Annotated in this window: 15 protein-coding genes; 8 read left to right on the top strand and 7 right to left on the bottom strand. The window is 66.1% G+C overall.

The genetic code is table 11. The annotated features are described in order from the left end of the window. Window positions 1–133: 133 nt before the first annotated feature. Both rpoB and OOT33_RS12035 read right to left on the bottom strand, forming a co-directional pair. Window positions 134–4,294 (bottom strand): DNA-directed RNA polymerase subunit beta, encoded by a 4,161-nt coding sequence (gene rpoB, locus OOT33_RS12030; RefSeq protein ID WP_307750259.1) that lies wholly within the window; start codon window positions 4,292–4,294, stop codon window positions 134–136. Window positions 4,295–4,715: 421 nt separating this feature from the next. Further along, window positions 4,716–5,156, bottom strand: coding sequence for a hypothetical protein (locus tag OOT33_RS12035; RefSeq protein WP_307750260.1), 441 nt, complete (start codon window positions 5,154–5,156; stop codon window positions 4,716–4,718). Between the two features lie 59 nt (window positions 5,157–5,215). Between OOT33_RS12035 and OOT33_RS12040 the strand changes: the two genes are divergently transcribed. Both OOT33_RS12040 and OOT33_RS12045 read left to right on the top strand, forming a co-directional pair. Beyond that, the gene (locus OOT33_RS12040) at window positions 5,216–5,497 is read left to right on the top strand and encodes a hypothetical protein (RefSeq protein WP_307750261.1); all 282 of its coding nucleotides are present in this window, start codon (window positions 5,216–5,218) and stop codon (window positions 5,495–5,497) included. Beyond that, complete coding sequence (locus OOT33_RS12045; RefSeq protein ID WP_307750262.1) at window positions 5,494–7,314, top strand: hypothetical protein; 1,821 nt, start codon at window positions 5,494–5,496, stop codon at window positions 7,312–7,314. Before OOT33_RS12040 ends, OOT33_RS12045 begins: the two co-directional genes overlap by 4 nt. Here the strand turns inward: OOT33_RS12045 and OOT33_RS12050 are convergent. The 3 genes from OOT33_RS12050 to OOT33_RS12060 form a co-directional block, all read right to left on the bottom strand. Further along, window positions 7,305–8,210 (bottom strand): flagellin, encoded by a 906-nt coding sequence (locus tag OOT33_RS12050; RefSeq protein ID WP_307750263.1) that lies wholly within the window; start codon window positions 8,208–8,210, stop codon window positions 7,305–7,307. The two genes, OOT33_RS12045 and OOT33_RS12050, sit on opposite strands and share 10 nt — an antisense overlap. Then, on the bottom strand, window positions 8,207–10,306 hold the full coding sequence (locus OOT33_RS12055) for a flagellar basal body rod C-terminal domain-containing protein (protein WP_307750264.1): 2,100 nt from the start codon (window positions 10,304–10,306) through the stop codon (window positions 8,207–8,209). Before OOT33_RS12055 ends, OOT33_RS12050 begins: the two co-directional genes overlap by 4 nt. An 84-nt stretch (window positions 10,307–10,390) precedes the next feature. Next, on the bottom strand, window positions 10,391–11,692 hold the full coding sequence (locus tag OOT33_RS12060; protein WP_307750265.1) for a flagellar hook-basal body complex protein: 1,302 nt from the start codon (window positions 11,690–11,692) through the stop codon (window positions 10,391–10,393). Between the two features lie 172 nt (window positions 11,693–11,864). Here OOT33_RS12060 and OOT33_RS12065 point away from each other — a divergent pair, with 172 nt between their 5' ends. The 6 genes from OOT33_RS12065 (at window position 11,865) to OOT33_RS12090 (ending at window position 17,399) form a co-directional block, all read left to right on the top strand. Next, complete coding sequence (locus tag OOT33_RS12065) at window positions 11,865–12,269, top strand: flagellar biosynthesis repressor FlbT (RefSeq protein ID WP_307750266.1); 405 nt, start codon at window positions 11,865–11,867, stop codon at window positions 12,267–12,269. Then, window positions 12,269–13,618 carry a flagellar protein export ATPase FliI gene (gene fliI / locus OOT33_RS12070; RefSeq protein ID WP_307750267.1) on the top strand — a complete coding sequence of 450 codons (1,350 nt, stop codon included), beginning with the start codon at window positions 12,269–12,271 and terminating at the stop codon, window positions 13,616–13,618. The genes OOT33_RS12065 and fliI overlap by 1 nt, the downstream gene beginning before the upstream one ends. Then, window positions 13,602–14,069: a hypothetical protein gene (locus OOT33_RS12075; RefSeq protein WP_307750268.1), complete on the top strand. Its 468-nt coding sequence runs from the start codon at window positions 13,602–13,604 to the stop codon at window positions 14,067–14,069. Before fliI ends, OOT33_RS12075 begins: the two co-directional genes overlap by 17 nt. Next, window positions 14,059–14,955 carry a peptidoglycan-binding protein gene (locus OOT33_RS12080; RefSeq protein WP_307750269.1) on the top strand — a complete coding sequence of 299 codons (897 nt, stop codon included), beginning with the start codon at window positions 14,059–14,061 and terminating at the stop codon, window positions 14,953–14,955. The genes OOT33_RS12075 and OOT33_RS12080 overlap by 11 nt, the downstream gene beginning before the upstream one ends. Before the next feature lie 102 nt (window positions 14,956–15,057). Further along, on the top strand, window positions 15,058–16,050 hold the full coding sequence (locus OOT33_RS12085) for a sigma-70 family RNA polymerase sigma factor (protein WP_307750270.1): 993 nt from the start codon (window positions 15,058–15,060) through the stop codon (window positions 16,048–16,050). Between the two features lie 182 nt (window positions 16,051–16,232). After that, entirely contained in the window at window positions 16,233–17,399 is a 1,167-nt protein-coding gene (locus OOT33_RS12090) for a helix-turn-helix transcriptional regulator (RefSeq protein WP_307750271.1), read from the top strand. Window positions 17,400–17,401: 2 nt separating this feature from the next. Here the strand turns inward: OOT33_RS12090 and OOT33_RS12095 are convergent, their stop codons facing one another. Next, on the bottom strand, window positions 17,402–18,157 hold the full coding sequence (locus OOT33_RS12095; RefSeq protein WP_307750272.1) for a molybdopterin-binding protein: 756 nt from the start codon (window positions 18,155–18,157) through the stop codon (window positions 17,402–17,404). After that, on the bottom strand, window positions 18,154–18,642 hold the full coding sequence (locus tag OOT33_RS12100) for a GFA family protein (RefSeq protein ID WP_307750273.1): 489 nt from the start codon (window positions 18,640–18,642) through the stop codon (window positions 18,154–18,156). Before OOT33_RS12100 ends, OOT33_RS12095 begins: the two co-directional genes overlap by 4 nt. Between the last annotated feature and the right edge of the window lie 77 nt (window positions 18,643–18,719).

The following is an 18,719-nucleotide window of genomic DNA, read 5'->3' on the forward strand; positions in this document are numbered from 1 at the left end:
TCCTCGAAACCCTCTCCCGTGTGCGGGAGAGGGAGGGACCCGCCGCCGTCAGGCGGTGGGAGGGTGAGGGCGCCGCTCTCTGCGCTCGCCCCTCACCCCGACCCTCTCCCGCGAACGGGAGAGGGAGGATTGGTTACTCCGCGGCTTCCGGCAGTTCGTCCGGTCCCTCGTCGCTGAGGTCTTCCAGCGCCGCCAGCTCGACATTGAGGCCGAGCGACCGCATTTCCTTGACCAGCACGTTGAAGCTCTCCGGAATGCCGGCCTCGAAGGTGTCGTCGCCCTTGACGATCGCCTCATAGACCTTGGTGCGGCCGACAACGTCGTCGGACTTGACCGTGAGCATTTCCTGCAAAGTGTAGGCAGCGCCGTAGGCCTGCAAGGCCCAGACCTCCATTTCACCGAAGCGCTGGCCGCCGAACTGCGCCTTGCCGCCCAGCGGCTGCTGGGTGACGAGCGAGTAGGGGCCGATCGAGCGGGCGTGGATCTTGTCGTCGACCAGGTGGTGCAGCTTGAGCATGTAGATGATGCCCACCGTCACCTTGCGGTCGAACTTGTCTCCGGTGCGGCCGTCATATAGGTCCGACTGGCCGCTCTCGTGCAGGCCAGCGAGCTTGAGCATGTCGGCAACGTCCGCTTCCTTCGCGCCGTCGAACACCGGGGTTGCCATCGGCACGCCGGTGACGAGGTTCGAAGCCAGCTCGACGATCTGATCATTGTCATAGCCGCGGATCTCGTCAGCATATTTGTCGCCATAGACGGTCAGCAGGCGCTCCTTCACCGCTTCCGGCGGCGCGGCGGCCTCCGGATTCGGATTGGCCTCGCGCCAGTCCTCAAGGGCAGCCTTGATCTGCTGGCCCAGACCGCGCGCGGCCCAGCCCAGATGCGTCTCGAAGATCTGCCCCACGTTCATGCGCGAGGGCACACCCAGCGGGTTCAGGACGATGTCGACCGGGGTGCCATCCTCAAGGAACGGCATGTCTTCCACCGGCAGGATGCGCGAGATGACGCCCTTGTTGCCGTGGCGGCCGGCCATCTTGTCGCCCGGCTGCAGCTTGCGCTTCACCGCGACGAACACCTTGACCATCTTGAGTACGCCCGGCGGCAGCTCGTCGCCGCGCTGGAGCTTGTCCACGCGGTCCTCGAACTTCTCGACGATCAGCTTCACGGCGTCGTCATACTGCGCCTTCACCGCCTCGAGGTTCGACTGAACGGCATCGTCCGCCACCGCGAACTTCCACCACTCATAGCGTTCGACGCTTTCGAGCAGCTCGTCGGTGATCTGCTCGCCCTTGCGCACGCCCTTCGGCGTGGCGGTGGCGACCTGACCGAGCAGCATCTCGCGCAGGCGGTTGAAGGTGGCGCGGTTGAGGATGCCGCGTTCGTCCTCACGGTCCTTGGCGAGACGGTCGATCTCCTCACGCTCAATCGCCATCGCGCGCTCGTCCTTGTCGATGCCGTGGCGGTTGAACACGCGCACCTCGACGATCGTGCCGGCAACGCCCGGCGGCAGGCGCAGCGAGGTGTCGCGCACGTCGCTTGCCTTCTCGCCGAAGATCGCGCGGAGCAGCTTTTCCTCCGGTGTCATCGGGCTTTCACCCTTAGGCGTGATCTTGCCGACGAGAATGTCGCCCGGCTCAACTTCGGCGCCGATGTAGACGATGCCCGCCTCGTCGAGGTTGCGCAGCGCTTCCTCGCCGACATTGGGTATGTCGCGCGTGATGTCTTCCGGCCCGAGCTTGGTGTCGCGGGCCATCACTTCGAACTCTTCGATGTGGACGGACGTGAACACGTCGTCCTTCACGATGCGCTCGGAGATGAGGATCGAGTCCTCATAGTTGTAGCCGTTCCACGGCATGAACGCGACGAGGCTGTTGCGGCCCAGTGCCAGCTCGCCCAGCTCGGTCGACGGGCCATCGGCAATCACGTCTCCGGCGCGGACCAGCTCACCCACCTTAACCAGCGGGCGCTGGTTGATGCAGGTGTCCTGGTTCGAGCGCTGAAACTTCATCAGCGTGTAGATGTCGACGCCGGACTTGCCCGGCTCCACATCTTCGGTGGCGCGGATAACGATACGGGTCGCATCGACCTGATCGACGACGCCGGTGCGGCGCGCGGCGATTGCGGCGCCGGAGTCATGCGCCACCGTCTCTTCCATGCCGGTGCCGACGAACGGCGCCTCGGCGCGCACCAGCGGCACGGCCTGACGCTGCATGTTCGATCCCATCAGCGCGCGGTTGGCGTCGTCATTCTCCAGGAACGGAATGAGCGATGCCGCGACCGAGACGAGCTGCTTGGGAGACACGTCCATCAGGGTGATATGGTCGCGCGGTGCCATCAGGAACTCGCCCGCCTCACGCGCGGAGATGAGATCCTCGGCGAAGCTGCCGTCCGGGTTCAGCTCGGCGTTCGCCTGCGCGATCGTGTGCTTCGCCTCTTCCATGGCGGAGAGATAGACGACATCGCCCGTCACCTTGCCATCCACGATGCGGCGGTAGGGCGTCTCGATGAAGCCATATTTGTTGACGCGGCTGAACGTGGCCAGCGAGTTGATCAGGCCGATGTTCGGGCCTTCCGGCGTCTCGATCGGGCAGATGCGGCCATAATGGGTCGGGTGCACGTCGCGCACTTCAAAACCTGCGCGCTCACGCGTCAAGCCACCCGGCCCGAGCGCCGAAACGCGGCGCTTGTGGGTGACTTCCGAAAGCGGGTTGGTCTGGTCCATGAACTGCGAGAGCTGGCTGGAACCGAAGAACTCGCGGACGGCGGCCACTGCGGGCTTGGCGTTGATGAGGTCGTTCGGCATCACGGTGGACACGTCCACGCTCGACATGCGCTCCTTCACCGCGCGCTCCATACGCAGCAGGCCGACGCGATACTGGTTTTCCAGAAGCTCGCCCACCGAGCGGACGCGGCGGTTGCCGAGATTGTCGATATCGTCGATCTCGCCCTTGCCGTCCTTCAGGTTCACCAGTTCCTTGACGACGGCAAGAATATCCTCGCGGCGCAGGGTGGTGATGGTGTCCTCAGCGTCGAGGCCAAGGCGCATGTTGAGCTTCACGCGGCCCACAGCCGAGAGATCGTAGCGCTCGGCGTCGAAGAACAGGCCGGCGAACAGCGCTTCGGCCGTTTCGCGGGTCGGCGGTTCGCCGGGGCGCATCACGCGATAGATATCTGCAAGCGCGTGGTCGCGGTCCTCGGACTTGTCGGCCTTCAGCGTGTTGCGGATCCACGGGCCGGTCGTCACATGGTCGATATCGAGCAGCTCGATGCGGTCGATGCCCGCCTTGTCGAGCTTTTCGAGATTCTCAGGCGATACCTCGTCGCCCGCCTCGATGTAGATTTCGCCCGTCGTCTCGTTGATGAGGTCATAGGCGGAATAGCGACCGAAGATTTCCTCGGTCGGAATCAACAGGGTCTCAAGGCCGTCCTTGCCCGCCTTGTTGGCGGCGCGGGGGCTGATCTTCTGCCCGGCGGGGAACACGACCTCGCCGGTCTTGGCGTCGATGATGTCGAACGCGGGCTTCTGGCCGCGCCATGCCTCGACCGTGAACGGGATCTGCCAGCCGCCTTCGCCGCGCAGGAACGTCACCTTGTTATAGAACTCGCCGAGGATTTCCTCGTTGTTGAGGCCGAGCGCGTGGAGCAGCGCCGTGACGGGCAGCTTGCGCTTGCGGTCGATGCGTACGTTGACGATGTCCTTCGCATCGAACTCGAAATCGAGCCAGCTGCCGCGATAGGGGATCACGCGGGCGGCGAAGAGATATTTGCCGGAAGAGTGCGTCTTGCCGCGGTCATGATCGAACAGCACGCCGGGCGAACGGTGCATCTGGCTGACGATCACGCGCTCGGTGCCGTTGATGAAGAAGGTGCCGTTCTCGGTCATGAGCGGCATGTCGCCCATGTACACATCCTGCTCCTTGATATCGAGCACGGAGCGGGTGTCGGTATCCTGATCCACTTCGAACACGATGAGGCGCAGGGTCACGCGCATCGGCGCTGCGAAAGTGATGCCCCGCTGGCGGCATTCCTCGACGTCGTATTTCGGGTCTTCCAGCTCGTAGTGGACGAAGTCCATCTCGGCGGTGCCGGCGAAATCGCGGATCGGGAAAACGCTGCGCAGCGTCTTTTCGAGGCCGGAGACATAACCGATCTTGGGATCGGAGCGCAGAAACTGCTCATAGCTTTCGCGCTGCACCTCTATGAGGTTCGGCATCTGCACCACTTCGTGGATGTTGCCGAAAACCTTGCGGATGCGCTTTTTTGCTGTCGAAGTGGGGGCAGCTTTGGTCGCCATAGTCTCGTTCGCCTTTTTGGACGGGTGCCAATCAAAAAAATCTTTCGCATCGCAGCGAAAATTCAGCCGATTCGGCGCGCGAGCGGAAGCCGCAACAACGCAAAAAAGTGCGGGCCGGGGCTGTCCGATCCGCACTGTCAGCGATTGGGAACCTCCCGTTTTTGCCCCATTCGTCGCGGTCTGATCGCCATTCAGACCGTGGCCCGGACAAGGAGAGGCGCGGTGCCCGGAGGCCCCGCGTTCCAACACCATATAGGGTGGCTGTTGGAAATTGGGAAGGGGAAAAGAGCGTATTTGTTGTTGCCGCTCCGGCCCTCTCCCCCTCCCAACCTCCCGACAGGGTATCTTATGGGAGGTTGGGAGGGGGAGAGGGCTGGTGCCGCTATCCGAAACGCTGCGCAGCAAGCGCGTTTCGGATCAGCTAACGCGCTGCGGCGCCTACTCGTACCACCAGCGCCTGGCTGACACCCGGGTCGGCCGCCTTCAGCGCCTTGTCGAGCGAGCGGACGAGGTGGGTGACGTCGACCGCGCTGAACGGGGAGGCGCGCAAGCGGGCGAAGTCCATCCCCGCCACCATTGCCACGGACCGCAGCTTCGCGATCGACGCGCCCAGCCTCGCCGCCGCCGCCGGATCGTGCGCGCGCAGCACCAGCGTGAAGCGCAAGATCCCCTCCATATGCGCGCCGTCGATGATCGGCACCGCGATCTCGTCCATCGGCACCAGCGTCGCGCTGCCGCTCTTGCCACCGCCTTCGGATGCTTCCGCCGGGCCGACGAGCAGCCCAGCGCCCGAAAGCGCGGCCATCATGCCGATGAACAGCGGGCGGCGGGGCAGGACGGAACGGCGGCGGAGAGCGGGCATCTTCCTATAATAGGAGGGAAATGCCTGCGCCCGCAGGCCGGCACGGAGGCAATGCGGATATGAGCCAGGACCAGAAGCCCAAGCCGGTAAGGGCGGTGACCATGGCGGGCAGCGGCGCGCCTGCCGATGGCAGCGAAGGAGGCGCGGTTGCGACCGATGATGTGGGCGATGATGCGGCAGAGCAGGGCGCGGCCGACCATGCGCCTCGGCGAGCCAGTACTTTCCCGCTCATTCCCGCCCTGCTGTTCCTGATCGGCTGCGCGCTCGGCGGCGCGGCGCTTACTGCACTGCCGCATCAGATGCCGGAACTGGCCGCTTCGCTCTATGGAAACAGGCCGTGAGGCGCGCGGGATTGCTGGCAGCCGCGCTGCCACTGATGCTTGGATCGACGGCGCCCGAGGCGGACCACTCGGTGCCTGTCGCCCCTCCGGCATTTGCGAGCCCGGCACCTGTAATCCCGCTCAGCAGCGCGCGCCTGCCCGGCTTTGCGGCGAAACTCGCCAACCGCCCGCTGCCGCGCGGGCCGGAACTGTGGGCGGGACCATTGCCCGAGGATGCGCTGGAACGGCTGGCGCTGGCTCCTACCTCAGAGCGGCAGGCGGCGCGGTGGGACTATGCGCTGGGCCAGATCGGCGCGCGGCGCGCGGCAGAAGCGCTCGGCGCGCTCGATACGATGTTGGCGGATGATGCCGACATGGCGCTGGTGCCCGGCTATCGGCTGGCGCGGGGCGTCGCGCTCGCCATGCTCACGCGCCCGGCAGAGGCACTGGCGATGCTGACCGACCCGATGTTGGCGCGCAACCCGGAGGCGTGCCTGTGGCGCTTACTGGCGCAGGTGCAGGCGCAGAGGGCAGGTGCGGCGATGGCGGAGCTGAAATGCTCGATTCCGGCGGTGAATGCGCGGCGGCTAGAGCGCGCGGGTACCTTCATCCGCGCGGCGGCGTGGGCGGCAATCCGCACCAACAATGCCCGCACCGCGCTCGACTGGCTGGCGCAACTGTCGGATCATGACGACGCGGCCAACATCCTGCGCGGTGAGGCGCTGATTGCGCTGGGAAACCTGCCGGAAGGGCGGCTGCGGTTGGACCGGGTGCGGCAGGGTGGCGGGCCGGAGCACCGGATCGAAGCGGAGCTGGCGCTGGTGGAGTCGCTCGTCGCCCGCCATCAGATGCCGGTTCCCGAGGCGCTGAAGCGAACCGAGCGCATCCTGTTCCTGTGGCGCGGCGGCGAAGTGGAGCAACGCGCGCTCACGCTGGGCTATGATCTGGCCGAACGAAAGCGGGATGCCTTAGCCGCATTGCGCTTTGGCGGCATGCTGCTGCGCTATGGCGAGCCGGGTGAGCGTGCGGTGGAGATATTGGCGGCGTGCCAGCAACGGATGTTCGCCATTCTCGACCCTGCGAGCAAGCTGAAACTGGCGGACGCGGCTGGGCTGTTCTGGGACAATCGCGACCTTGCGCCAACCGGGCCGCAGGGCGACCGGATGCTGGACCTGCTGGCCGGGCGGCTGGCGGGGGCGGGGCTTTATGAGCGCGCGGCGGATCTGCTGAGCTATCAGATGCGCGCGCGCGCCAAGGATGTGGAAAAAGGCCCCATTTCAGCGCAGGTAGCGCGGCTTTATCTGCTCGGCGGACTGCCGGGCAAGGCGATCCTCGCGCTGCGGGAGAGCGAGCAGCCGGCTTATCCGCCAGCGAGCCTCGCCGCGCGGCGGCATGTGCAGGCGGTGGCGCTCTATCAGCTGGGGCGGATCGGCGAGGCGTTGGCCCTGACCGAAGATCAGCCGGAGCTGGATGCCCTTCGCGCCGAGATGCTGTGGCGGCGGCGGGACTGGCGCGCACTGGCGGCGGGGGCGGGCGCGCTGCCCATGAAAGGCGCGTTGTCCGCTGTCGATCAGGCCTTGATCCTGCGGCGCGCGGTTGCGCTCGCAATGCTGGGGGACGAGCGGGGCGTGGCTGCGTTACGGGGGCGCTACGGGGCGGCGTTCGCGCGCCTGCCTTCCGGCCCCGCCTTTGCGCTGCTGACAGGCCCGGCCAGCGCGATGACGAGTGATGGCATAACCCGCGCCATGGCGGCGATTCCGGCTGTCTCAGTAGCGGGAGAGGATGACGCGCTGCTGGATGCATTGCCTCCCGCGCCCGCTCCACCCCCTCACAAATAATCGTTGAGGCTCAGTTTCGAGAGCTTGGCGAAGATCGAATAGCTTGCCTCGAGCACCATTTGCTGGCGCGTGAGGTCTATCGCCACCTGCGCGAGATCGGCGTCTTCATTCTTCGAGACGATGTCCTGCCACAGCAGGCTGCGGTCCTGCGCGCGCTGGGTGAGGGTGTCGATCTGCTGGAGGCGGAGGCCATTATCGGCCTGGGCGGTGCGGAGCTGCGTGAGGCCGCTGTCGAGATAGGTCAGCGCCTCGTTCATCTTGGCGCTCTGGGCTGCTGTCGGCGTGGTACCGAAAGTCCCTGCTTCGGCGAGCGAGCGAAACGCGAGATAGAGATCGTTCCCCACATCGCTCGCCAGCAGGCCGTATTGGATTTGCTGCCCCTCTGCGACTTCGGCGGTGGCCTTCACCTGATCGTTGGTGAAGACGCTGGCGGGCGTGGTGCCGACGAGGTTGGGGAGCTGATCGACCTTGAACGGGGTATCGAGCGTCTGCCCGCCGCCGAACAGCGCCACGCCGCGCTCGCTGGCGTTGAGGCTAGTGCGATAGCTGTGGAACGCGCCCTCGATTGCCGCCTGAAGGCCGGTCGTCTGGCCGGTGCCGATCGCCTGCATCAGCGTCTGGCGCAGCGAACCGGTGGCCGTATCGATCGTCGTCATGCTGGCGTCGTAGATCGAGAGCGTCGTCGAGACCTGATCGCCGGTGGCGGCGTGCGCGTCGGCGCGGGCGAGCATCGCATGGGCGGAGAGGATGCGCGGCGCGACCGAGCCGAGGTCCGCATAATCGAGCGCCTTCTTGCCGGTGGATATGCGCTGTTGCGTGACGGCGAGATCGGCCTGCGCGCGCTGGATCGCGCTCGCCATCGTGACTTGCAGCGGGATGGAGGCTACGCGGGTCATCGCATCATCTCGATCAGCGTGTCATACATCTGGCTGGCGGCGGTTATCACGCGGGCGGACGCGCCATAGCTGTTTTGCAGCACTACCATCTGCGAGAGTTCCTCATCGAGATTGACGCCGGAGAAACTGTCCCGCCTGTTGACGGCGTCGGCCTTGCGCGCGGCGGCGTCGGTCATGCGGTCCTGCGCCAGCGCCGCGGTGGAGCCGATGCCGCCCACCAGATCGCTGGTGTAGCGTTGCAGGCTCGCCATGCCATGGCCGGAGAAATCGCGCACTGCGTTGAGCGCATTGACGATGGAGAGCGCGCCGCTGACGTCCCCGCTGCCCAACGCCCGGCTACCGATGGCGATGCCGTGCTGGAGCGTGGCGAGCGGCAGGCGGCTGGGGTTGCCGACCAGCTCCTTGCGCACGGCGCCGCTTTCGATCCCCGCCCATGCGCCGGTGAGGCCCGAAAGCGTAGTGAAGGTGCGCCCGGTGCCTGCGCGATCGGTCGAGTCCGAGGGGATGGAGAGGCGCGCCCCCGCATAGCCGGGCTGGGGCGTGAAGACGAAGCGGCCCTTCGCATCCATGCTGAAGCTGCCATAGGCGGAGAGCGCGCCGGCGTTGAGGCTGGTGACGAGCGCGCCGAACGTGCCGCCCGTCTGCGGGCTGAGCGAGGCGCTGGCGAGTTCGCGCCCGGTGGCGTCGCGCAGCATCAGCTCGACAGTCTGGCCGGTGATGAAGCCATGCGGATCAGTAGGGACGAAGCCGGTGGGGGCAAGTGCGCTGTTTGCGCTCTGGATCACGTCATTCAGCCCGAAGAACTGCGAGAAGCCTATGCCCGCGCGGTCAGACGGCGGCGTGCTCTGCCCGATGGAAAGGCCGTTGCCGGGTGCGGTGGCTATGATGCTGAGCACGCCTTGCGCGTCTATGCTCGCGGTCGCAGCGCCGCCCAATCCGGTGTTGATCGCGGCGATGGCTGTGTTGACGGTCGCGCCCGCGCCCAGGGCGCCGAAATCGATCGTAGTGCTGGCGACAAGCGTGCCCTGCGCGTCCGTTACCGCGAACTGTGCCTGCCCCGAAAAGCCGAGCCTGTCCGTGCCGAGCAGCCCGGTAGGCCGCCCGCCGAGTGCGTTGGGCGGCGGCATGGCGGTAGCGGCGTTGGAGGCGCTGTTCACTGCTTCGGCCAGGCCGCCGAACAGCAGGCCGAGCTGGTCTGTGAAGCCGGGGACCACGCTGTCCCGCATGTTGACGAGGCCACCGATCGCGCCGCCGCTTGCCGCGCCGGAGAGCTGGTCGCCGGTCGATGCGCCGGGCGTGCCCACGTCATTGGCGAAGCGGATGGCGATGGGTGGATATTTGCCCTGCGCCACCCCGCCGCCGGGGATCGCGTAATCCAGCTGGCGCAGCTGCCGATCAAGCAGCACCTTGCCGTCCGCGCTGTCTATCGTGATGCGCCCGTCGGTCTGGTGGCGCACGCTGATGGAGATGAGGCCGGAGAGTTCTTCCACCGCCTGCATCCGCCTGTCTGCCGCGCCCGACGCGCTGCGCCCCAGCCCGTCCAGCCGCGCGACCTCGCCGTTCAGCTGATGGATGCGCAGTAGCAGGCTGTTGGCGCGCTCGACATCATAGCCGATCTCGGCCTCGACATCAGCCTGCACCTGATTGGCATCCTGCCCGAGTTGCTGAAGCGAGGCGATCGCGTCGCGCACCTGCGCCACGAAATTGCCGACTGTCTGCGGCGAGTTGGGCAGGCCGGTCATCGCCGTGGCGGCAGCGGAGAGCGCGTCTATCCGCGCAGGAATGCCGCCCTCCGCTCCCGGTTGGCCGAGCAGCGATTGCAGCCGGTCGAGATAGCCTGCCTCCGCCTCCGCCCGCCCGGCTTCGCCCGCGCGGCCATAGACGAGGTCTTCGAGGAACTGGTCGGCGATGCGGCTCGGCTCGCCGACATTGACGCCCGTCACGCGGCCCTGCACCACCGCCGTGGTGAGGCTCACCGCCTCGCGCGCATAGCCGGGCGTGCCGACATTGGCGATGTTCGTAGACACGGTTTTCAACGCGGATTGAGCGGCGGAAAGGCCGGATCGGGCAGAGCTGAAGATATCCGTCAGCGACATGAATCGACCCCACCCCTCGGTCCCCTCGCCTGAAGAGGAGGGGATGAGAATGTTGCGCGCTCAGTCGGGATCATGACCTATCCCTCATCGCTTGAGGTTGCTCACTTCCTGAAGCATGTCGTCCACCGTCGTAATGATGCGCGAAGCGGCGCTGTAGGCGCGCTGAAAGCGGATCATGTTGGTGAATTCCTCCGCCAGATCGACGGTCGACCCCTCGAGCGTGCCGGATGAAATCGCGCCCGCGCCCAACACGGTCGGTTCGTTCAGCGCAGGCGCGCCGGAACCGTCCGACATCGAAAAGCCATTGCCCGGCAGACGGGTAAGGCCGTCCGGGTTGGGGAAGGTCGCGAGGGGGAGCTGATACAGCTCGCGCGCGGTGCCGTCTTCAAAGATAGCGGAGAGGCGGCCCTGCTTGTCTACCTCGACCGAGGCGATGTTGCCGAGCAGGCCACCGTTGACGATCGAGCTGATCATCGCGCTGGTGCTGCCGAACTGAGTGAGGCCATCAAGCCCGTTCTGCGTGCCGAGTTCGAGCTGGATCGGGTCTGCCGCCGCGCTGTTGGTCCAGACCGGCGTGATGGTGCCGAACAAGGCGGGGCTGCTTGCCCCCACGTTGAGGCTGCCGTCAGGGTTGAAGGTGATCGTGCCGCTTACCAGCAGGCCGTTGGCGGCGGTGACGTCACTCGCGGGAGAAGCGTATATTTCCGCCTGCCAGACGTTGGGCGCAGTCTTGAGGAAGGAGAGGTTGAGGCGGTGCGGACCGCCCTGCGCATCGAACACGTCGAGCGAGCGGGAGAAGGCGGGCGTCACCGCACCCGTCGCCATGTTGCCCGCAGCATAGGCGCCGGTGAAGGCGCCTGTCGTCGATTGCAGGTTGGCGCGCATCTGAAGGCGGGTGGTCGCCGTGGCGGTGCCGGTCAGCTCGCCCACTCTAACAGGGCTAAGCGCGGATAGATTGCCGGTGTTGACATAATTACCGTTGTTGTCGAGCGCCCAGCCCTGGAGATAATAGCCCGCGCTGTTGCGCAGAAAGCCCTCCTCATCGGGCCGGAACGAGCCTGCGCGGGTGAACGCGATCTGGTCTGTCGGGTTGATGCCGCTGCGCGTTACGAAAAATCCCGCGCCGTCTATGCCGAGATCGGTGGTGCTGGAAGACGCCTGCAGCAGGCCCTGCTTGGAGATCATCGCGTGCGGCGCTGCGGCCACTCCGCCTGCGGAATAGGATGTGACGATAGTGCCGTCGGTAACGAGGCTGCGGAACTGCGCCTCCACGCCCTTATAGCCCACGGTGTTGATGTTGGTGATGTTGTCGGCCACCGTCGCCATCGCGCTCGATTGCGCCGAAAGGCCGGAAACGCCAGCGTAGAGCGCGGAATATAGGCTCACCTCAAACCCTCCTCAAAGGCGGCGAGCGCACCACACACTCCCGCTAGGCCATTATAGGAAGCCGCGCGGGTGCACCCAAAACCGGCAAGTCTTGCCGCGTTTTTCGCGACGCCCGGAAATTTTTGCCGCCCCGCCCTCCTATAATGGTTTCACGCACCGTTCGGGGATGGACATGCTGAAGATACGTCTGCGTCAGGGAGAGAAGATGGTGGTGAACGGCGCGGTGTTGCGCGCAGGCGCGCCGACCACGCTCTGGCTCGAAAATGACGCGGCGATATTGCGCGGGCGGGAGGTCATGCGGCCGGAGGAGGCCGATACTCCCGCCCGACGCCTCTATTTTTCGTGCATGATGGCCTATCTCGATCCCGCACGCAGGCAGCACCATCAGCACGACCTTGTCGCCCTGCTCGACGACCTGCTGCGTGCGCTCGAAAGCCCACATGCCAAGGCCGCCTGCGCGGCGCTCGCCTGCGATGCCGCGAACGGACATTATTACCGCGCGCTGGCGCACTGCCGCACGCTGATCGAGTATGAAGCCGCTCTGCTCGGGCTTGCGGCGGGCAGCGTGAAGCACTGATGCGCCCCTCTCTGGCCGATGCCGCGCGCATCATCGCGCAGATGCCTCCGACACGCGTCTATGGCCGGGTCGCGGCGGCGCATGGCTCGCTGATCGAGGTCGAGGGGCTGCTGCGCCATGCCAGCATCGGCGCGCATATCCGCATTGAGGCGGACGACGATCTGCTCGATGCCGAAATTACGGGGCTGGACCGCGATGTCGCCCATTGCCTGCCCTTTTGCGAGCCACGCGGGCTGGCGGTAGGGGCGCGCGCGCATTTGTGCGCGGGGCAGGAGACGATCCGCCCATCGCGCGCGTGGCTGGGGCGGATGGTCGATGGGCTGGGGCGGCCGGTGGACGGCAAGGGGCCGCTGCCGATGGGCGGTGCGGCACGGCCGATGCGGGCCGAGCCTCCGCCTGCTGCGGCAAGGGCGCGGGTCGGCGCGAGGGTCGATACCGGGGTCCGCGCGCTCGATCTGTTCGCGCCCTTGTGTGTGGGGCAAAGGCTCGGCCTCTTTGCCGGATCGGGCGTCGGCAAATCGGTGTTGCTTTCGATGCTGGCGCGCTGGACCGTCTGCGATGTCGCGGTGATCGGCCTTATCGGAGAACGCGGGCGCGAGGTGCAGGAGTTCATCGAGGACGATCTGGGGCAGGATGGTCTCGCCCGATCGGTGCTGGTGGTGGCGACGTCTGACGCGCCCGCGCTGATGCGCAGGCAGGCGGCGTGGACCACGCTGGCGGTCGCGGAATATTTTCGTGATGCCGGGCTGCATGTGCTGTGCCTGATGGATTCGGTGACGCGCTTTGCCATGGCGCAGCGCGAGATCGGGCTCGCCAATGGCGAACCGCCCGCCTCGCGCGGATATACGCCGTCGGTCTTTGCCGAGCTCCCCCGCCTGTTGGAGCGCGCCGGGCCGGGGCGCGAGGGGGAGGGCTCGATCACCGGGTTATTTACGGTGCTGGTCGATGGCGGGGATCATGACGAGCCGGTGGCGGATGCGGTGCGCGGTATATTGGATGGGCATGTCATCCTCTCGCGCCACATTGCCGAGCAGGGGCGCTATCCGGCCGTGGACCTGCTGAAATCGGTGTCGCGCACGCTGCCGCATTGCCTGTCGCCGGAACAGAACGCCCTGCGCACACAGGCGCGCGCCTTGCTTTCGCTGTATGGCGACATGGAGGAGATCGTGCGGCTGGGCGCCTATCAGGCGGGCAGCAATGGGGAGGTTGATCGCGCCATCGCGCTCGGTCCGCGCATCGAGGACATGCTGGGGCAGGGCAAGGACGAGCCAGGCAATGCGCAGGCTGCATTTGCTGCGCTGGCGGACATATTGGAAGCAGGAGAGCCATGTCATGAAGACGCCGTTTGACCCCGTGGTACGCATCGGCACGCGTGACGTAGAGCGGCTGCGCGATGCCTTGCGACAGGAGATGGTGCGGGTATCTGGACTCGTGCATGAGGCCGCCAAGCTGGCGCAGCATGTGCGGGAAGAGTGCCGCCTGGCCGAGCTGGATGTAACGCTGCGCACCGATGGCTGGGTGCGCGCGAGAAAGGCACAGGCAGAGCAGATCGCGCAGCAGCGTGCCGATGCGGAGGCCGGGCTGGTCCAGCTTCGCGAGCAGGCGCTGACCGCCTATGGCAAGTTGCGCGCGGCGGAGAAGGCCGCGAGCGCCTATATCGACAAGGCACAGGCAGAAGCGGAGCGCAAGGAGCAAGCCGAGGCGGATGATCTGGGTGCGGCGCGGCGTCTGCTGCAGCTGAAACGCTGGACGCGGGCGCGGGGCCCTTCAGAATCCCAAGAGCAGGTAGATGCGGCCTGACCTTGCGGCGCTCTCCGTCGGGGATCGGACGCGGGCGCTCGTCTCTGCCGCTCGGTCGGAAATGGACGGCAGGCTGTGGCGCGCCGCGCTGGGTGAAGCGGGAGGAGGAAGCGCAGCTACCGCTCCCGCGTCATACACTCCTCAAGCCGAGGGGTTGGATGCGCTGCTGCGCCAGACGGTGGGCACGCTGCCTGCCCTCAACGAACCCCCGCGTCAGATCGAGCGCGTCGACACGGCCCAGCCTCAGGCGGCCAGCACGGTATCGCTCGCTCCCGCCAATGCGCGCTATGGCGGGATGCTGGATGCTGCGGCGGCCCGCACTGGCATCGCCGCGTCCACGCTCTCCGCCATAATCGGTGCGGAGGCGGGCCGACGGGCGGATGGAGGGTGGAACCCGCTCTCGCGCAATCCCCGCTCCAGCGCCGCAGGGTTGGGGCAGTTCCTCTCGGGCACATGGCTCGGGCTGGCACGGCAGAAGGACAGCTGGCTCAACCATTATGCGCGGGAGCGCGGGTGGACCGATGCCGCCGGGCACGTTGTTCCGGGCGCCAAGCCTGCGCTGCTGGCGCTGCGCTATGAGCCGCAAGTCGCGATCGAGAGTGTGGCGGATTATGCTCGCGCCACCGTGGCGCGGTTGCGAGCGGCGGGCGTTGCGGTTGGCGAAGGCGCGGCTGAAGTGACCCGTGCCGCCTATATTGGCCACCATCTGGGTCCGGGCGATGCGCTGCGCTTCTACAGGGGCGAGCTGACTTCCGCCCGCGCCCGCTCGCTGCTTTCGGCGCAGATCGGCGCTGAACAGGCGGAGCTTCGCATCGCGCGGGCTGGCGATGCCGCTCAGGCCCATCGCGGCTGGCTGATGGAGTATATCGCCAGAAATATAGGATAAGTATTCCTACTTATAGGATAGTTCAGGATAAGTAGAAGCCCTATCAGCCATGGTGCTCCCCGGCGGCAAGAGCTGCCGATCGCATTGCTCAGGGGATAACCAATGTCGAAGTCTACCGAACTTCTCGAGGCAGCCGTGGCCGAAGTCATCGCCAACCGACCGGCCGAGGGCGAGCGCCAGACGGCACGCCAGCGCATCACCGCCGACCGCGCCTTCGCCACCGTGCTGCGTATCATTGCACCGCGCATCCGGCACTTCATCAAGCAATATGGCCTGACCGCCCATTGGGAGGATGCCGAGCAGGTCTGCGCCATCGGCGTGCACCGCGCGATCGAGGCTTACGACCCCGCCAAGGCGATGTTCACGACTTTCGTCAACTGGCAGCTGCGCGGCGAGCTGCAGGGCCTGCGCTTTCGCCTGATGGATGACCAACGCCCCTCGGCCAAGAAGGTTGAGGCGACGACCATATCGCTAAACGCGATGGAGCGCCGCGCGGATGGCGAGGACATGGCGCTCGAAAACATGATTGAAGACGAATTTGCCGAAGAGCGGACCGAGGCGGCGGCGGCCGATCATCTGGCGGAGCAGACCTGCGCCGCACTGATGGATGAATATGTACGCCACCTGCGCAGCGTCGGCATCGCGCAGCTGAAGCGCAAGGCGGCCAGCGCAAAGCCGCTCGCCACCCGGCGCGAACGGTCGAGCGCGCTGCCGGTCTATGTTCAGAGCCGTATGCCGAAGCTGGACCCCGAAGAGCTGCGCAAACTCGAAGAGCGCATCGCGCGCGATTGCGACATTGTGCGCCGCCACCTGTTCGGCCAGGGCGAAGGCGTTGCCGAGGAGCTGGAGCTGGGTTTGACGCGGGAGCGTATTCGCCAGATTACCCGCCGCGCCGCGCGCCTGATGAGCGAACTTGCCGCCACCAATCGCCGTTTCGATGGCGATGCCGCAGGAGGATCCGGTAGATTGCTCCCCGCAGCCAGCCTGTCTTCAGCCGACCCGGAATCGGTGAGGGTCACGGAGCCGGAGATGGAGCCGATTGACGCGCTGCCCACCGCCGGGCTGGCAACCTCGCCCGCCATAATCAGGCATTAAGCCCTCTTTCCTTTCCGTACCCACGGCACCCCTGCGCCCCTTCCTTCCCGGAGGGGGCGCTTTTTTTGTCCATAAGCGATACAATTTGGAGTGGGGTTATGTTTCTTATAAACTGGACATGCTAATGGCGAACCGGTGGGAGGAACTGCGCGAGAGTGCGGAGTCGAAAATAGGCATAAGTTATGGCCTCGAAGGTGGACGCGAAGCAGAAAGATTTTAAGCGGGCGGTGCACCGGAGCCGCGGTGCGCGAAGGCGTGCCACCATCGTTTCCGACCCGTATCGGACCATTTTGTTTCCCAATGCCGTGCGCGAGAGGCGGCTGGAGGCGGGCATCGCCTCGCAGATGGAGCTGTGCACCCGGTTACCCCAGCTCGCCTATATCCGCCTGTCCAAGATCGAGCGTGGAGAGGTGTTCGCCCGCGCGACGGAGCTTTGGGCCATCGCCGGCGCGCTGGGCCTTGACGATCCGGCGGACCTGCTGATCGATATCGATGCGCCGGGCTTTTCGATCGAGGCGTGGGCGGGCGAGCGTGTGGCGGCCAGCGCGTTGGCGCGCGAGACAGGGGAGCTGGCTATGCTGCTGGCGGCGGCGGTGCGGCGCTTGCGCGCTGGGCAGCCTGCGCTCACGCTGGCGCGACTGCTTGAAGAATATCGCCTGCCCGCCGTCACCATCTCTCGAATGGAGAATGCGATAAAGCCGTTTCACCGCTGGAACGCGGAGACGATCGGCGCACTCTGCGCGCTTTTTGGGGTGCCGGACAAGACCGGGTTGATCGCGTTGCTTTGGAGTGAGTTCGAGACCGGGACGCTGGAGGAGTGGCTGGCGCGCATACCCGGCGCAAGCGAGCGAGAGGCGCGGGCGCGGGAACGGATCGCCGCGCTGCGGACCGAACTCGCACGAATGAAGAAAGACGGGCGCACAGTCGGATCGCAGCTTCCTGATGCCGCTGCACCCTCTGTGCCGCGCGAAGGGCAAAGAACGTCTGGTCGCCACCTTCCGGTGCTGGGCGTGCCGTTAGGGGACGGGCTTATCGAGCCGTTTCCCAATCCGCAGCACATCGCACCGCCGCCGGGCACCGGGGTCGAAGCCTATGCCCTGCGCATGTGCCGTGCCTCGCTCGGTGCGGCAATCCCGGGTGGGGCGGTATTGATCGTAGATCCCGAACGCATACCTGCGTCGGTCGGCCTGGCTGTGCTCAGGGAGGGGGTGGGGCTGCGCGTACTCGCGCTCTCGACAGACCGGGAGGGGCGGCTGATCGGCCACAGCAGCAATCCGGAAAAGACGATCCTGCTCGATGCTGTCGCGCCCGCGGACCTCGCCATGGTTACGGCGGTGCTGTTCCCTTAGGACTATATCCCGCCGAGGACCGCTGGCCAGCCGCCCGCTTCCAGCGCGGCCGCCAGGTCTGCGGCGCAGGCATCCAGAACTTGCTGGCTGGTTGAGCGGATCACGAAGTTGCAACCCACCCGCCCTTCGCGAAAGAAGGGGTAGCTGCCGATCTGGCTCCCCTCATGCGCACGCTCGGCATTGATGAGCAGAGCCGCGATCTCGCTCTCCGCCACCCAGCAGCCGACCTGCGTGGAGAGGACCGGTTCGCCGCCCTCGAGCGTGCCGGTCAGCGCGTCGAGCATCCCGGCGGTGATTTGAGGGACGCCGGCCATGATCAACACGTTCCCGATGCGAATGCCCGGCGCGCCGGAATAGCGATTGGGGATGAGCTCTGCGCCCTCCGGCACCCGCGCCATCCGGAGGCGCCCTTCGTTGAGGCCGCCGCGCGTTTCGTAATATTTCTCCAGCACCGCGCGCGCGTCAGGGTGGACTACCACCGAGACCCCGAGTGCCTTCGCGAGTGCGTCGACCGTGATGTCGTCATGCGTCGGGCCGATGCCGCCGGTGGTGAAAAGATAGTCGTAGCGGGCGCGCAAGGCATTCGCCGCGAAGATAATGTCTTCCTCCACATCCGCGACGACGCGCACCTCGCGCAGGCGGATGCCCTGCACGTTGAGCCACGAGGCGATCTGCGTGACATTCTTGTCCTGCGTGCGGCCGGAAAGGATTTCGTCGCCAATGACGAGCAGCGCGGCGGTCCAGATGCGCGGGGTCATGCCGGGCGCGCCTTGGCCGCCAGCGCCTTCAACCGCGCGAACCGATCGGGCGGCAGCAGTTCGGCGGGATTATAATTTGCCTCAAAGGCAGGGATGCCGGGCGGCAGGGCGAGCCACTCCATTTTTTCGGCTGTATAGATCACCGCGTCGGGCCTGATGTCGGCCGGATTGTCCAGTGTTCCCACCCGCACGCCCGCTCCCAGCTCTCCAAGGCGCGGATAATGACTCCACAAGGCCGTGCCGCAAAGCGCGCAGCGCACGATCACATGATCTCCGCCGCTCCCCGCCTTAACGACATGGCGCGTGGTTTCGCCGGAAACCAAGGCGAGCTTTTCCATCTCGACAAACATGTTGAGCACCGAGGTCGAACCTGTTTGCTGCTGGCACTGCCGGCAATGGCAATTATTGACGAAAATCGGTTCGTCCTTGATCTCGTAACGCGCGGCGCCGCAAGCGCAGCCACCACTTCGAACCTCGCCAACCATTGCGCACTCCTTGTGTTGGCGCGGACCTTGCGCCGAACTGCCGGACCAATCAAGTCTCTCGTCTTCTTGACCATAGT

The sequence above is a fragment of the Sphingobium sp. DEHP117 genome (genome assembly GCF_030867385.1).
Lineage (GTDB): Bacteria > Pseudomonadota > Alphaproteobacteria > Sphingomonadales > Sphingomonadaceae > Sphingobium.